General features: G+C 67.3%; 13 protein-coding genes. 6 read left to right on the forward strand and 7 right to left on the reverse strand.

The window, feature by feature from the left end:
* Positions 1-3 precede the first annotated feature (3 nt).
* The gene (locus tag AC1DBE_RS14545) at positions 4-903 is read right to left on the reverse strand and encodes a ParA family protein (RefSeq protein ID WP_476903877.1); all 900 of its coding nucleotides are present in this window, start codon (positions 901-903) and stop codon (positions 4-6) included.
* A 271-nt stretch (positions 904-1,174) separates the two neighbouring features.
* Positions 1,175-2,542, reverse strand: a complete 1,368-nt coding sequence (locus tag AC1DBE_RS14550) for a cation:dicarboxylate symporter family transporter (protein WP_476880421.1) — start codon at positions 2,540-2,542, stop codon at positions 1,175-1,177.
* 134 nt (positions 2,543-2,676) lie between these two features.
* Between AC1DBE_RS14550 and AC1DBE_RS14555 the strand changes: the two genes are divergently transcribed.
* The gene (locus AC1DBE_RS14555; protein WP_476970970.1) at positions 2,677-4,392 is read left to right on the forward strand and encodes a sensor histidine kinase; all 1,716 of its coding nucleotides are present in this window, start codon (positions 2,677-2,679) and stop codon (positions 4,390-4,392) included.
* Entirely contained in the window at positions 4,389-5,108 is a 720-nt protein-coding gene (locus AC1DBE_RS14560; protein WP_476970971.1) for a response regulator, read from the forward strand. The genes AC1DBE_RS14555 and AC1DBE_RS14560 overlap by 4 nt, the downstream gene beginning before the upstream one ends.
* On the opposite strand, the gene AC1DBE_RS14565 is transcribed toward AC1DBE_RS14560, so the two are convergent.
* The gene (locus AC1DBE_RS14565; protein WP_476970972.1) at positions 5,105-7,015 is read right to left on the reverse strand and encodes a propionyl-CoA synthetase; all 1,911 of its coding nucleotides are present in this window, start codon (positions 7,013-7,015) and stop codon (positions 5,105-5,107) included. The genes AC1DBE_RS14560 and AC1DBE_RS14565 overlap by 4 nt on opposite strands.
* A gap of 182 nt (positions 7,016-7,197) precedes the next feature.
* Between AC1DBE_RS14565 and AC1DBE_RS14570 the strand changes: the two genes are divergently transcribed.
* From AC1DBE_RS14570 to AC1DBE_RS14585, 4 genes are all read left to right on the forward strand, one after another.
* The gene (locus AC1DBE_RS14570) at positions 7,198-7,857 is read left to right on the forward strand and encodes a GntR family transcriptional regulator (RefSeq protein ID WP_476970973.1); all 660 of its coding nucleotides are present in this window, start codon (positions 7,198-7,200) and stop codon (positions 7,855-7,857) included.
* Complete coding sequence (locus AC1DBE_RS14575; RefSeq protein ID WP_476970974.1) at positions 7,850-9,370, forward strand: MmgE/PrpD family protein; 1,521 nt, start codon at positions 7,850-7,852, stop codon at positions 9,368-9,370. The genes AC1DBE_RS14570 and AC1DBE_RS14575 overlap by 8 nt, the downstream gene beginning before the upstream one ends.
* On the forward strand, positions 9,370-10,272 hold the full coding sequence (gene prpB / locus AC1DBE_RS14580; RefSeq protein ID WP_476880108.1) for a methylisocitrate lyase: 903 nt from the start codon (positions 9,370-9,372) through the stop codon (positions 10,270-10,272). The genes AC1DBE_RS14575 and prpB overlap by 1 nt, the downstream gene beginning before the upstream one ends.
* A 61-nt stretch (positions 10,273-10,333) precedes the next feature.
* Positions 10,334-11,485: a bifunctional 2-methylcitrate synthase/citrate synthase gene (locus tag AC1DBE_RS14585; RefSeq protein WP_476970975.1), complete on the forward strand. Its 1,152-nt coding sequence runs from the start codon at positions 10,334-10,336 to the stop codon at positions 11,483-11,485.
* 112 nt (positions 11,486-11,597) lie between these two features.
* On the opposite strand, the gene AC1DBE_RS14590 is transcribed toward AC1DBE_RS14585, so the two are convergent.
* The 4 genes from AC1DBE_RS14590 to AC1DBE_RS14605 all read right to left on the reverse strand — a co-directional run bounded on the left by AC1DBE_RS14590 (position 11,598) and on the right by AC1DBE_RS14605 (position 14,528).
* Entirely contained in the window at positions 11,598-12,473 is an 876-nt protein-coding gene (locus tag AC1DBE_RS14590) for a hypothetical protein (RefSeq protein ID WP_476970976.1), read from the reverse strand.
* A gap of 239 nt (positions 12,474-12,712) precedes the next feature.
* Positions 12,713-13,213, reverse strand: a complete 501-nt coding sequence (locus AC1DBE_RS14595) for an 8-oxo-dGTP diphosphatase (protein WP_476970977.1) — start codon at positions 13,211-13,213, stop codon at positions 12,713-12,715.
* A 35-nt stretch (positions 13,214-13,248) separates the two neighbouring features.
* Positions 13,249-14,004 (reverse strand): hypothetical protein, encoded by a 756-nt coding sequence (locus AC1DBE_RS14600; RefSeq protein ID WP_476970978.1) that lies wholly within the window; start codon positions 14,002-14,004, stop codon positions 13,249-13,251.
* A gap of 2 nt (positions 14,005-14,006) precedes the next feature.
* Positions 14,007-14,528, reverse strand: a complete 522-nt coding sequence (locus tag AC1DBE_RS14605; RefSeq protein WP_476880105.1) for an RNA polymerase sigma factor — start codon at positions 14,526-14,528, stop codon at positions 14,007-14,009.
* Between the last annotated feature and the right edge of the window lie 16 nt (positions 14,529-14,544).

A 14,544-nucleotide genomic window follows, 5' to 3' on the forward strand; every position in this document is an offset into this window, starting at 1 on the left:
TGCTTAGGGCGCGCCGCCGCGCGAGATCAGCTCTTTGGCCAGGCGGCGGTAGGCGTCGGCGCCGGCGTGGTTGCCGGCGTAGCTGGTGATCGGTTCGGCCGCGACGGTGGCGTCAGCGAACTTGATCGAGCGTTTGATGACGGTTTCGAAGACTTTGTCCCCGAACGCCTCGACGAGCCGGGCGATGACTTCGCGGCCGTGCAGGGTGCGGGCGTCGTACATGGTGGCGAGGACACCGTCCACCTGGAGGCGCGGGTTCAGCCGGTCCTGGACCTTGTCGATGGTCTCGACCAGCAGCGCCACGGCGCGCAGGGCGAAGAATTCGCAGATCAGCGGGATGACCACGCCGTGGGCGGCGGTCAGGGCGTTGACGGTGAGCAGGCCCAGCGAGGGCTGGCAGTCGATGAGGACGACGTCGTAGTCGTCTTCGACTTTCTTCAGGGCCCGGTCGAGGACCTGTTCGCGGGCAACTTCGTTGACCAGCTGGACTTCGGCGGCCGAGAGGTCGATGTTCGCCGGCAGCAGGTCCACGTTCTCGACGCCGGTCTTCTGGATGGCGTCCCGGATGTCCACCTTGCGGTCCATCAGCACGTTGTAGACGGTGAGGTCCAGTTCGTGCGGGTTGGTGCCCAGGCCTGCGGAGAGGGCGCCCTGCGGGTCGAAGTCGACCAGCAGCACGCGGCGGCCGTATTCGGCCAGGGCGGCTGCCAGGTTGATGGTGGACGTGGTTTTACCCACCCCGCCCTTCTGGTTGACCATGGCAATCACGCGCGCGGGGCCGTGGGATGACAGCGGCGCCGGCTCCGGGAATTCGCGGAGGGGCCGCCCGGTGGGGCCCATGATGGCGTCGTCCAGGTCGAGCTCGGTGCCTTCCAGAGTGGCTGAACCCTGTTCGCTGCTCACGTATCTATCCACACTTTCGATGACGGTGATGTTTTAGTGCCCGATCCTGTTGGCTGCTGTGTTCTGCCCACGGGCTGCCGGAGCGGATCGTTATTCCTCCCAAGGTTACAGGCCCCGACACGGTATTCGACGGACCTTGACAACCGCCGTTCCGCGCGCCTTGACCTTCTGGTAGAGGTCGAGGGTTGCCGCAAGCCGGGCCGGCAGGACACAGAAAACCGCCCGGACGCGGGTGCGCATCCGGGCGGTTTCAGTGCGTGCGGGCAGGTGCTCAGGCGTTGGCCGGAACGGGCCGTGCCGTCTCGCCGGCCGGCTGGGCGGCGGGCTGCTCGCTGGCGTGGCCGGCGATCATGGTCTGCTCGTTGAACGGCTCGGCGCCGGAGAGGACACGCTCAACCTGGCCGCCGTCGATCTCCTTGACCCACGTGCCGATCAGGACGGTGGCCACAGCGTTGCCGGTGAAGTTGGTCAGTGCCCGGGCCTCGGACATAAAGCGGTCGATGCCGACGATCATGCCGACGCCGCCGAGGAGCTCGGGGCGGTGGGCCTGCAGGCCGGCCGCCAGGGTGGCGAGGCCGGCGCCGGTGACACCGGCGGCGCCCTTGGAGGCGATGATCATAAAGACCAGCAGCGAGATCTGGGCGCCGAGGTCCAGCGGTGTGCCCATCGCGTTGGCGACGAACAGGGAGGCCATGGTCAGGTAGATGGCCGTGCCGTCGAGGTTGAAGGAGTATCCGGTGGGAACGGTCACGCCGACCACCGGCTTGGACACACCGAGGTGTTCCATCTTCGCGATCAGGCGGGGCAGGGCAGCCTCGGAGGACGACGTGGAGAAGATCAGCAGGTATTCGCGGCCGAGGTACTTCATCAGGCGGAAGATGTTGACGCCCGAGACCACCTGGAGCAGGCCGCCCAGGATCACGACGATGAACACAGCACAGGTGATGTAGAAAGCAACCATCAGGGTGGCCATGCTGATGATGGCCTGCACGCCCGTGGCTCCGACGACGGCGGCGATCGCACCGAAGGCGCCGACCGGGGCGAGCCACATGACCATGATCAGGATGCGGAAGACCAGCGCCTGGCCGTGGCCGATGGCCTTCAGGATCGGGGTGCCCTGGGCGCCCATCTTCTGCAGTGCGAAGCCAACCAGGATGGCGGCGAGCAGGGTGGGCAGGACGGGGATGTCCGACGGGATGATGCCGAGCAGGAAGTCGACGGTGCTGTCCGTGGCGGCCTTCTTGTTGGGATCGTACGGGGCGAGCTTGAGCCCTTCACCCGGGTGGATCAGGTTGCCGACAACCAGGCCGATCGCCAGGGCGAAGGTGGACATAACGATGAAGTAGCCGAGGGCGAGGCCGCCGACCTTGCCCACCGTGGCAGCCTTGGCGATGGAGCCGATGCCGAGCACGATGGTGCAGAAAATGACGGGAGCGATCATCATCTTGATGAGCTTGATGAACCCGTCGCCCAGCGGCTTGAGCGACTTACCCACCTCGGGGAAGATCAGGCCCACCAGGGCGCCGAGGACGACGGCGACGATGACTGCAATGTAAAGGTAGTGGGACTTGTCCAGCCCCTTGCGCTTTTTGACCGGCGCCGCGGCGACTGCCGCTGACTCTCCTCGTTGAGAGGCCATGGTGTTCTCCTTGGATAGGCTGGACTGTGATGCGGCTTGGGGTTCGCATCACGTCCGTTCTGCGTGTTCCTCCATCATTGGGGATGAAGTGACGCGCATCACCGTTGCGTTCATATTGGTCATGGAGGGTGCTGATGATCCACCACTGGAGCATCGCGCGCAGGCTCTTTGTTGCCCACCTACTGTTTATGCTGGCCCTCACCGCAGTTGTTGGCACGGCGACCTTTGTGGACGCCCGGGACCACGCCTATGACGAGGCCGGCCGGCGGATGGCCGGGATCGCCACGGCGGTGGCGGACAACCCCCTGGTCCTCGAGGCGGCGAGCGCCCCTGATCCCAGCGCCAGGCTCCAGCCCTACGCCCTGAAGGTCATGCGCGACGCCCGGGCGGACTTCATCACCATCATGGCGCCGGACCGGACGCGCTGGACCCACCCGCGCAACGAGGAGCTCGGGAAGCCGTACATCGGCTCGATCGATGCCGCGCTGCAGGGCCAGGTCTTTACCGAAATCATGGCCGGCACCCTTGGCCCGTCGGTGCGCACGATTGCCCCTGTCAAGGACGCGGACGGCAAGGTCCGTGCGCTGGTGGCGGCCGGCGTCACGGTGGGGACGGTGGACGTGGCGTTTTCGGGCCGCCTGCCCGCCCTGCTGGCCATCGCCGTCGCCCTCCTGGCTGGCGGCTCCGTCGCGTCCTGGCTGCTGGGACGCTACCTGCGCCGGGTTACCCGGGGCTGGGGACCGGAACAGCTCGCGCAGCTCTTCGCGTACTACGAGTCGGTGCTGCACTCGGTCCGGGAGGGTGTGATCCTGATCGATCCGCGGGGCAAGGTGGTCATGTACAACGACCAGGCCGCGGCGCTGCTCGGGGTCCCGCCGCGCCCGGTCGACGGCGGTGCGGTGGCAAGCGGTCCGGCGGATGGCGGTGCGGCAAACGGCCGCGGACAGGGGGCCTTGGCCCTCGCGGAACTGCCGCTGGCCCCCAGCCTCAAGGAACTCTTCGAATCCGGCCGGACCGCGCAGGATGAAATCCACCTGACCGGCCCGCGGGTGCTGGTGGTCAATCAGGGCCCGGCTGTGGGGCCGCGCTCCCCCGCGGTCAGGCAACGCCTGGGGTCGGCCGGTCCTCCCGTATACGGCACCGTTGCGACAATCCGGGACCGCACCGAGATCGAGTCGCTCGGCAGCGAACTGGAAACCATGCGAACCCTCTCCGACGCACTGCGGGCCCAGACCCACGAGCACGCGAACCGGCTGCACACCCTCGTGTCCCTGATGGAACTGGGCCGTGGCGGCGAGGCCCTGGATTTCGCCACCAAGGACCTCGAGCTCAGCCAGCGCCTGACAGACGACCTCGTCAGTTCCATCGAGGAGCCGGTACTCGGCGCCCTCGTTATGGGCAAGGTGGCGGAGGCCCACGAACGCGGCGTGGAGCTGACCCTCACCACGGGCGGGTCGACGGCGGTCACCGGGCTGGCCGTCCAGGACCTGGTGGCCATCCTCGGGAACCTGCTCGATAACGCGATCGACGCGGCAGCGGACGCGCCCCCGCCCCGGCTGGTGGAGCTCTCAGTCGTAGCCGGGGACGGTGCCCTGGAGATCTCGGTGGAGGACAGCGGCCCCGGCATCGACCCGGCCGCCGTGGAGGACGTTTTCCGGCACGGCTTCAGCACCAAGGCGTCCGGCCCCTTCGGTCGCGGACTCGGACTGGCGCTGGTCCGGCAGGCGGTGCAGCGGCTGGGCGGTAGCATGACAATCACCAGCCCGGCCGGGGCACTGTTCCGTGTCACGCTGCCGACGGCGCCGGCAGCCGCGGCGGATCCAGCCGGGACAACAGAGGAACAGCAATGAGCGATATCCGCGTACTCGTCGTCGAGGACGAACCGATCGCAGCGGCAGCCCACGCCGCGTACATCGGCCGGCTGGTCGGCTTCACCCTCGCCGGCTCCGCCCCGGACGGGCAGTCCGCGCTGCGCCTGATGACGGACCTGTCGGCCGCGGGGCAGCCCGTGGAACTGGTCCTGCTGGACATGAACCTGCCGGACCTGCACGGGCTGGATATCGCCCGCCGGATGCGCGCTGCCGGCCTCTTCGCGGACATCATCGCGATCACCGCCGTCCGCGAACTGTCCATTGTCCGCAGCGCCGTGGCGACCGGCGTCGTGCAGTACCTGATCAAGCCGTTCACCTACGCGACGTTCGCGGACAAGCTCCGCAGTTACCGGCTGTTCCGCGAGCAGCTCGCGTCCCCGGGGGCCGGAGGCACCGGACCCGGCGCGTCCCAAAGCGACGTCGACCAGGCGTTTGCGAGCCTGCGCGCACCATCGGAGCTGCCCCTGCCGAAGGGCCTGTCAGGGTCCACTCTGGAGTCCGTGCGGGAGTTCATGAAGCTGCAATCGGGGGCGGTGTCGGCCAGCGAGGTTATGGACGCACTCGGGATGTCGCGGGTGACAGCACGCCGCTACCTCGAATATCTCGCAGACGCCGGCACGGTGTCCCGCACCGCCCGCTACGGCGCGCCCGGGCGGCCGGAGAACGAATACCGCTGGAGCCGGCCCGGATCCTAGGCGGGCCGCTCCCCCGCGGCGCCCGGGCGCAGGGTCTCCAGGAGCTGGTCTATCACCCCGGCGTCCTCAATGGTGGACGGGACCACGTAGTCGTCCCCGTCGGCGATCTGGCGCATGGTTTTCCGCAGGATCTTTCCCGACCTGGTCTTGGGCAGCGCGTCCACCACGGTGACGTGCTTGAAGTCCGCCACGGCGCCAATGTCACGCCGGACCAGGGCAACCAGGTCCTTGACCAGCACTTCCTCGGGCACGTCCACCCCGGACTTGAGCACCACGTACCCACTGGGGCGCTGGCCCTTGAGCGGGTCGGCGAGCCCGATCACGGCGCATTCGGCGACGGCCGGGTGCTGGCCGATCACCTGCTCCATGGCCCCGGTGGAGAGCCGGTGCCCGGCGACGTTGATGATGTCGTCCGTCCGGCCCATCACAAACAGGTAGCCGTCCTCGTCCCGGTAGCCGGAGTCTCCGGTGGCGTAGCAGCCTTCGAAGGCCTGCAGGTAGGAGGAGATGTACCGCTCATCGTTACGCCAGAGGGTGGTGAGGGTGCCCGGCGGGAGCGGCAGTCCCAGCACAATGTTGCCCTCGGTGCCCGGCTCAACCTCCTGCCCCGCGCCGTCGAGGATCCGCAGCCGGAAACCGGGCATGGGAACACTCGGCGACCCGGCCTTGATCGGCAGCCCGTCCAGGCCCCGTGGGTTGGCGCAGATGGCCCAGCCCGTCTCGGTCTGCCACCAGTGGTCCACCACGGGGACGCCCAGGATTCCGGACGCCCAGTGGAAGGTGTCCGTGTCGAGCCGTTCCCCGGCGGCAAAGAGGGTCCGCAGACTGGAGATGTCGTACTGCTCCAGCAGCCTGGCCTCGGGGTCGGCCTTGCGGATGGCCCGCAGCGCCGTCGGGGCCGTGAACAGTACGTTGACCTTATGGTCCTCGATGACGCGCCAGAACGCGCCGGCGTCCGGGGTGCCGACCGGCTTGCCTTCATAGATCACCGTGGTGGCGCCGGCCAGCAACGGCCCGTAGACAATGTACGAGTGTCCGACCACCCAGCCGACGTCGGAGGCTGTCCACATCACATCGCCCGGGCCGACGTCGTAGATGTTCTCCAGCGTCCAGCTCAAGGCGACGGCGTGGCCGCCGTTGTCCCGCACCACTCCCTTGGGCGTCCCGGTGGTCCCGGAGGTGTAAAGGATGTAGAGCGGATCCGTGGCCAGGACGTCCACCGGAGCGGCGGGCTCAGCGGAGTCCATGGCGGCATCCCAGTCGAGCCAGCCGGGGTGGTCAGCGGCCGAGGCGGCGAAGCCGTCCCTGGCTTTGACCAGGACAGGGGTTCCGGGGGTGCCGGCGAGCTCGAGGGCTTCGGCGACGGCGGGCAGGTACTCGATGCGCCGGGACGGTTCGATCCCGCCGGAGGCTGTGACGATGGCGGCGGGTGCGGCATCGCGGATCCTGGCAGCGAGCTCCTTGGGCGCGAAGCCTCCGAATACCACCGAATGGATGGCTCCGAGCCGGGCCGTCGCGAGCATGGCGATGGCGGCCTCCGGGATCATCGGCATATAGATGACCACACGGTCGCCCTTGCCCACCCCCTGGTTGCGCAGCGCCCCGGCGAACCGGGCCACGAGGTCCGTCAGTTCGGCGTAGCTATAGCGCTGCTGGGTGCCCAGCATGGCGGAGTCGTAGATGAGGGCGTCCTGTGCACCGCGGCCTTCCGCCACGTGCCGGTCCAGGGCGTTGTAGCAGGTGTTCATGACCCCGTCGGGGAACCAGCCGTAGAGTGGGGCGCGGCCGGAATCGAGGGCCTTGGTGGGCGGGGTTGTCCAGGTGACTTTGCCGGCGGCTTCCAGCCAGAAGGCTTCCGGCTCGCCGATGCTGCGCTCGTAGCTGTCCCGGTAGTTTGCGGTGTCCATAAGCTGATCCCGTCCACGACGATGTGATGCAGCTAATGGTAGCCGGGCACATGGCCCGCCACAAGAGGTTTGTATACAGCGAGCGCCGATACTCTCGATTTTGGCAGGAAATACGGCTGCACTCTGGGCCTTTCGCGGAACTGTGTATACACTGGGGTGGTCAGCCGAGGAAGGAGACCAGTATGCGCGCCAGCGACAAGGCCTACGCGGCCCTGCGCGAGGACATCATTGAATGGCGTCTGGCTCCGGGTACGGTCCTCGCCGAAGTGGAACAGTCCGAGCGGCTTGGCATCTCGCGAACCCCGCTCCGGGAGGCGCTCAGCCGGTTGACCGCTGAGGGGCTCACGACGACGGCGGGCGGCCGCGGCGTCGTCGTTACCGACATCTCCCTCGAGGACATCGACGAGCTCTTCGAACTCCGCGAAACCCTGGAGGGCAAGGCCGCCAGGCTGGCCGCCGAGCGCGGCGACGCCGCCACGTTCGAACAATTGCGGCGTGAACTCCTGGACGCACCCGAGCTGATCAACAGCGCCGATCCGGCCCGGCACGACTACTACAGCCTGGTCGGGCGGCTCGACACCGCCATCGATGCCGCGATCTCCAACTCCTATCTGGTGCAGGCCATGCGCAGCCTGCGCGTCCATCTGGTCCGGGTCCGCCGGCTCGCCGCCGACGACGCCGAGCGCCTCACCGCCGCGGCCGCCGAGCATGCCGCGATTGCCGAGGCGATCGCGGCCGGCAACCCGCGGCTCGCCGAAGCGGCCACCACCGTGCACCTGCACCGCAGCCTTTCCCACGTCAAAGCCACCCACGTACCTCACTACAAGGAGAACCATGGTTAAGGAACACCACGTCCGCGTTTACAAGAGCGAGGAAAACCTGGCCCGCGAAGACCAGCTCGCCCACAAGATCGCCAAGGTCGCGGCGGATCCCGTTGCGGTCTCCGACGAGGTCACCGACATGGTGATCAACCGGGTCATCGACAACGCCTCCGTGGCCATCGCCTCCCTGAACCGCGCTCCGATCGTCGCAGCCCGCGCCCAGGCGCTCACCCACGGCCCCAGCACGGGCGGCCAGGGCGCCAAGGTCTTCGGCATCGAAGAGCGGGTCTCGCCGGAGTGGGCTGCCTGGGCCAACGGCGTCGCTGTCCGCGAACTCGATTACCACGACACCTTCCTGGCCGCGGACTACTCGCACCCGGGCGACAACATCCCGCCGATCCTCGCCGTCGCCCAGCACGTGGGGGCCAGCGGGCAGGACCTGATCCGCGGCATCGCCACCGGCTACGAAATCCAGGTCAACCTGGTTAAGGCCATCTGCCTGCACAAGCACAAGATCGACCACGTGGCCCACCTCGGCCCATCCGCCGCGGCCGGCATCGGCACCCTGTTGGGACTGGACGTCGAAACCATCTTCCAGTCCGTCGGCCAGGCCCTACACACCACCACAGCCACCCGGCAGTCCCGCAAGGGCGAGATCTCCACCTGGAAGGCCCACGCGCCAGCCTTCGCCGGCAAGATGGCCGTCGAGTCGGCCGACCGCGCCATGCGCGGCCAGACCTCCCCGGTGCCGATCTACGAGGGCGAGGACGGCGTCATCGCATGGATGCTCGACGGCCCGGACGCCAACTACACTGTTCCGCTCCCCGAGGACGGCGAAGCCAAGCGCGCCATCCTGGACACGTACACCAAAGAGCACTCCGCCGAATACCAGGCGCAGGCGTGGATCGACCTGGCCCGCAAGCTGCACGGCGAACACCCCGAGGTCACCGACCCGGCCAACGTCGAGTCCGTGCTGATCAAAACCAGTCACCACACGCACTACGTGATCGGCTCCGGTGCCAACGATCCGCAGAAGTACAGCCCGACGGCCAGCCGGGAAACCCTGGACCACTCCATTCCCTACATCTTCACGGTGGCCCTCCAGGACGGAGCCTGGCACCACGTGGATTCCTACGCCCCGGAACGTGCCGGCCGCGCGGACACCGTGGAGCTGTGGCACAAGGTGACCACCGTCGAGGATCCGGAGTGGACGCGCCGCTACCACTCCCTGGATATCGCCGAGAAGGCTTTTGGTGGTTCCGTCGAAATCACGCTCAAGGACGGCACGGTCATCACCGACCAGATCGCGGTCGCCGACGCGCACCCGCTCGGTGCCCGTCCGTTCGCGCGGGAACAGTACGTCAACAAGTTCCGCACCCTGGCCGCCGGACTGGTGGCCGAGGACGAGATCGAGCGTTTCCTCGCCGCGGCGGCGCGTCTCCCCGAGCTGGCCGCCGGCGAGCTCGACCAGCTGAACATCAAGGCAGCCGACGGCGTGATCGACCTGGCAGCCGCACCGAAGGGACTCTTCTGATGTTGTATTCGAAGACCACTCCGGAACAGAAGCGGATCCGGTTCCGGGAACTGCTCGCGTCCGGGACCATCCAGCAGTTCCCCGGCGCTTTCAACCCGCTGTCCGCGCGGCTGATCGAGGAGAAGGGGTTCGCCGGGGTCTACATCTCCGGCGCCGTCCTGGCCAACGACCTTGGCCTACCGGACATCGGGCTGACCACGCTCACCGAAGTGGCCACCCGGGCCGGGCAGATCGCCCGTATGACGGACCTCCCCTCGATCGTCGACGCCGACACCGGCTTCGGCGAGCCGATGAACGTGGCCCGCACCGTCCAGGAACTTGAGAACGCAGGCCTGGCCGGGCTGCACATCGAGGACCAGTTCAACCCGAAGCGCTGCGGGCACCTCGACGGCAAAAACGTCGTGGACCTGGACACCGCCACCAAGCGGATCCGGGCCGCTGCGGACGCGCGGCGGGATCCGAACTTCCTAATCATGGCCCGGACCGACATCCGGGCCACCGACGGCCTTGAGGCGGCACAGCAGCGGGCCCGGGCCCTGGTTGAGGCCGGTGCGGACGCGATCTTCCCGGAGGCCATGAAGGACCTCAGCGAATTCCAGGCCATCCGCGACGCCGTGGACGTGCCGATCCTTGCGAACATGACCGAGTTCGGCAAGAGCGACCTGTTTACGGTGGATGAGCTGGCCGGCGTCGGCGTCAACATGGTGATCTACCCGGTGACGCTGCTCCGTAGTGCCATGGGCGCTGCTGAGCGTACTCTGGAATCGATCCAATCCGACGGCACCCAGGAGGCCCAGGTTTCAAGCATGCTCACCCGTGCGCGTCTCTACGACCTCGTGGACTACGAGGCCTACAACCGTTTTGATACCGGGGTCTTCAACTTCCAGATCCCAGGTGTCTGACTCACCACCGGACCGCCGGCCCAGGCCGGTCAACAGGCGTTAGGAACAAAGGAGTTTCAGCATGGCTGAAAATGAGATCAAAAAGGGCCTTGCCGGCGTCGTGGTGGATTACACCGCGGTGTCCAAGGTCAACCCGGACACCAACTCGCTGCTCTACCGCGGCTACCCCGTCCAGGAGCTGGCCGCCAAGTGCAGCTTCGAGGAAGTGGCCTACTTGCTGTGGAACGGCGAACTGCCCACGGCTGAGCAGCTGGCCGAGTTCACCGCCCGGGAACGTGCCGGCCGCGCCCTGGACCCGGTGGTCAAGCAGGTTATCGATGCCCTGCCGCTGACCTCTCACCCGATGGACGTTTGCCGCACGGCGACCTCGGTGCTCGGTGCCCGGCACCCGCTCGCCGAGGATTCCTCGCGCGAGGCCAACATGGCCAAAGCTGTTGACCTGTTCGCGGCGATGCCGGCCGTGGTCGCCTACGACCAGCGCCGCCGGCACGCCGAGGGAAGCCCCATCGAACCGGTGGCCCCGCGCGACGACCTCGGCTACTCGGCCAACTTCCTCTGGATGTCCTTTGGTGAGGAGCCGGTGCAGGAGGTCGTCGAGGCTTTCAACGTCTCGATGATCCTCTACGCCGAGCACTCCTTCAACGCCTCGACCTTCACGGCCCGGGTTATCACCTCGACGCTCTCGGACCTGCACTCGGCAGTTACCGGAGCSATCGGCGCGCTCAAGGGGCCGCTGCACGGCGGTGCCAACGAGGCGGTGATGCACACCTTCGACGAGATCGGCATCCGCCAGGAAGAGTCGCTCGAAGAGGCTGCCGAGCGTGCGAAGGCGTGGATGGAGGATGCCCTGGCACAGAAGAAGAAGGTCATGGGCTTCGGCCACCGCGTCTACAAGCACGGCGACTCCCGGGTTCCGACCATGAAGGCGGCCCTGGACAAGATGATCGCGCACTACGGCCGTCCGGAACTGTTGGGCCTCTACAACGGGCTCGAGACCGCCATGGACGAGGCGAAGGCCATCAAGCCCAACCTTGACTACCCGGCCGGCCCGACTTACCACCTGATGGGCTTCGACACCCCGACGTTTACGCCCCTGTTCGTGGCCAGCCGGATCACCGGGTGGACCGCGCACATCATGGAGCAGCTGGATTCGAACTCGCTGATCCGTCCTCTGAGCGAGTACAACGGCGTCGAGGAACGGCACGTCCCGTAGTAGCGAGCCGTAGCCGGCCGCGGCACCACAAGCCGGCTACCGCATCAAACGCCAGGCACTAAAAAGCGCGGGCCGCCCACCTTTGAAGGTGGACGGCCCGCGCTTTTTGCTGTTATCCCTGCATCTGCAAGCTGAGGATCATTGCCTTGAGTTTTTTGTACTCCGGGGACTTCAGGTAATCCTTGGCTTCGGCCATCGTGTTGAAGATGGGATCGTCGTGCCCGGGGCTTTGGTGGGTCCGGTCGGCGAAGGCCAGCGTGCCCTTCGGCGCACCGGACGCGAAGGAGTACATGAGGCAGCTGTCCTTGATTTGGCCGCTCACCTTGTCCACCAACCCAACCTGGTAATCGAAGGCGCCCCCGTCCGCCCGCATGTCCAGGACACGGAAGGAGAACCGGACTCCTTGCGCCTTGGCCCACGGCGCATCCAAAGCCGGTGCGGAGTCCAGTTCAGTCATTTTGTACGGACCCGGGCCGCAGGCGCCGCCGACGCCGCCGGTGACGCCGTGGTACAGCTCAGCCACCTGCATCCGGGCTTCGTTGAAGACGATGATGGAGGTTCCCGGGTAGCCGGCCGGCCGGTCGGTGGATTCCTCCGCCGTCCAGCGGTCGGGCAGCTGGAAGGAGACCCCGGCGGAAGGGCTGACGTACCGGCCGTTGACCACCGCGGCTGTGGCCGTATCCGTTGCGTGCGTCGCGGTCGCTGATGACGGCGACGGCGTTGCGGCTGCGGACGTCGCCGTGAGGGTCGACGGCGGCGTGGTCGGCTCCCTTGAGGCCGTGGGTGCCACGACGGACGCGGTCGATGCCGCAGCCGGGGCCGGATCGGTTGACCGCATGTTTGCGGCCACGGCAATACCGCCACCGACGGCCGCAAGGGCTAGCACAACGATGGCGACCGCCCACGGCCAGCGCCGGCGTCCCCCGGAGTTCGACGAATCCTCGTCGAAGAGCTCCCCGTCCGGATAGTCCTGATTGTTCGCGTTCATGCCCTGCCCTCAAAGTGGTCGGTGTGCTGCTTGTGGCCTGGCGGAGTGATGGATGGGTTGCCGCGGCGCAGTGTTCGAACCTCAGGCTACCGGCCACGTCACGGCATTGCGGGCAGCGCCAGGATCACGTTTTCGCATCACCGGATTCTTGTCTTTGTGCGTGGGAGACCCGTGTTTGCTGTGTCCGGCATCCGGCATCCGGTATCCGGGGCGGGGCTAGTCAGGGCGTTTACGCGGGTTCACTCAGGCGGATGGCCTTGGCGGGATGGGTAGCGGACGGAGGCCACCGTTTCGTTGTCCTCATTGAGGACCACCACGACGTCGATCGTCTCGCCGGCCAGCGCCAGGGGCAGCCAGTGTTCGGCGTCCTGCCACATCCGCGCCAGCGGAAGCTCCGCGACGGCGAACCATTCGGGCGCGATCTCCCGGCTGTCGGCGGGTTCGCCGCTCCACCGGCGCGTGGTGAAGAGCCTGCAGGCCATGTTCCATTCGGGCCGGGCAGGGAAGACGAACTGCACCTGTCCGGCGTCGGCGAGGTCCTGCTGGCGGACCACCACGCCGATTTCTTCCCAGACTTCCCGGACCACTGCCTCGGCGTCGGTCTCACCCGGTTCGACGTGGCCGCCGACGCCCACGATCTTGCCTGTGCCGAACCCTGTCCGTTTGAGGCCAAGGAGCACCTCGGCGCCGCGCTGTCCGTAACGAAGCAGGAAGCACAGGGTGACGGGTGTGAAATTCATGTGCACCAGCCTAGCGCCGCCGCCATCGGCTCCCCCTACTTGCCCGCCGGACCGTCGCCGACTAGCCGGGGCCGCAGCTGGACCGGGATCCCAATAGCCGCGAATTGCTTGTCCATGGCTTGCTGCGGGGTGAGCCCCTGGTTGTTAGTGGCCTGGAATTCCCAGTTGAAGACACTGGACCAGATTTGCTGGTAATCGACCAGGAAGCGGCCGTTCTGCAATTTGCCGATGTTGAACCAGGCGTTGCCGCCGTCGAGGTGCATGGCCTTTGCCCCCTCGTCCGAGGTGGAGTAGGCCAGCCAGCCGTCCGCGCAGCCGAGCACTGTGTAGTAGCGGCGTTCATTGGCGGGAACCGGGATGATGGCCCGCTGCTGGTCGCTTCGCTGCTGATCGACGTTGGCCATCGTGCAGGCAACACCGCCCGTGGTCAGGGCTGCGGGGGCGCTGGTCGCCGGGGCGGTGGTTGGCGACGCAGGAGGGCGGGAGGCCGGGGCGCTGGGCGACGGAGTGGCGGGCGCCGTCGTCGGGATACCTGACTGGGCCGGACTGGGCGCCGGGGGCGGCGTCAGGGTTCCGCCAACGACGACGGCGGCGATGACCGCCGCGGCGGCCACAAGGGTGCCCGCCACGGCGCGCAGCCGGTTGCGCTTTGCCGGGACGCGGTGGGCCAGGTGCACGACGTCGGGGTCCGAGGAGGACACGAGGGAACGGACCGAGTCGTTGCCCGGAGCGGCGCCTGGAACTCCTACCCGTGGTTTGGCATCTTTCATGAGCTCTTCGATGCGGTCCATGGCTAGTCCTTCCGTTCGGTCATGAGATGGGATGGGGCCGCTTTCGCGAAGGCCTGGCGGGCACGATGGAGGCGGACTCCGGCGGCGGAAGGTGAACATTCCAGGGCGGCGGCAAGTTGAGCAGTGGTCAGTTCGTCCCAGTAACTGAGCATCAGCACCTCACGGTCGCGTTCCCTGAGCCGGACCAGGACTTCCGCGACGGCGGCGCGCTGTTCGGTGTTGGGACCCGGCGTGTGATTGCGGGCCTCGTCCTTGAGCCGCTCAATAAGTTCCTGCCGCCGGCGCCGGCCCTTGTACTCGTTGCCGATAACGTTCCGGGCCGTCGCCAGCAGCCAGCCAATGCCCGGCGGCTCCGCCAGCTGCTTTTCCCAGGCGATCCGGAAGACGTCCGCAGCCAGCTCCTCGACGCGGCACCGGTCACTGAGGCGGCAGGCAATGTAGCGGTAGACCTGCGCGGAATGTTGTGCGTGCAGGTCAATAAACGCTTGCTCTTTGGCAGCCAGCATGGTGCTTCCCCCGGGCATTGAATGACTTCTTCCT

It is taken from the genome of Arthrobacter sp. 10T416 (assembly GCF_056394165.1).

What these genes read in the sequence shown, in the direction of transcription:
- AC1DBE_RS14605 (WP_476880105.1), bottom strand. Translation starts at nt 14,528, where the DNA reads ATGCCCGGGGGAAGCACCATGCTGGCTGCCAAAGAGCAAGCGTTTATT.
- AC1DBE_RS14560 (WP_476970971.1), top strand. Translation starts at nt 4,389, where the DNA reads ATGAGCGATATCCGCGTACTCGTCGTCGAGGACGAACCGATCGCAGCG.
- AC1DBE_RS14600 (WP_476970978.1), bottom strand. Translation starts at nt 14,004, where the DNA reads ATGGACCGCATCGAAGAGCTCATGAAAGATGCCAAACCACGGGTAGGA.
- AC1DBE_RS14555 (WP_476970970.1), top strand. Translation starts at nt 2,677, where the DNA reads ATGATCCACCACTGGAGCATCGCGCGCAGGCTCTTTGTTGCCCACCTA.
- prpB (WP_476880108.1), top strand. Translation starts at nt 9,370, where the DNA reads ATGTTGTATTCGAAGACCACTCCGGAACAGAAGCGGATCCGGTTCCGG.
- AC1DBE_RS14565 (WP_476970972.1), bottom strand. Translation starts at nt 7,015, where the DNA reads ATGGACACCGCAAACTACCGGGACAGCTACGAGCGCAGCATCGGCGAG.
- AC1DBE_RS14590 (WP_476970976.1), bottom strand. Translation starts at nt 12,473, where the DNA reads ATGAACGCGAACAATCAGGACTATCCGGACGGGGAGCTCTTCGACGAG.
- AC1DBE_RS14550 (WP_476880421.1), bottom strand. Translation starts at nt 2,542, where the DNA reads ATGGCCTCTCAACGAGGAGAGTCAGCGGCAGTCGCCGCGGCGCCGGTC.
- AC1DBE_RS14570 (WP_476970973.1), top strand. Translation starts at nt 7,198, where the DNA reads ATGCGCGCCAGCGACAAGGCCTACGCGGCCCTGCGCGAGGACATCATT.
- AC1DBE_RS14575 (WP_476970974.1), top strand. Translation starts at nt 7,850, where the DNA reads ATGGTTAAGGAACACCACGTCCGCGTTTACAAGAGCGAGGAAAACCTG.
- AC1DBE_RS14595 (WP_476970977.1), bottom strand. Translation starts at nt 13,213, where the DNA reads ATGAATTTCACACCCGTCACCCTGTGCTTCCTGCTTCGTTACGGACAG.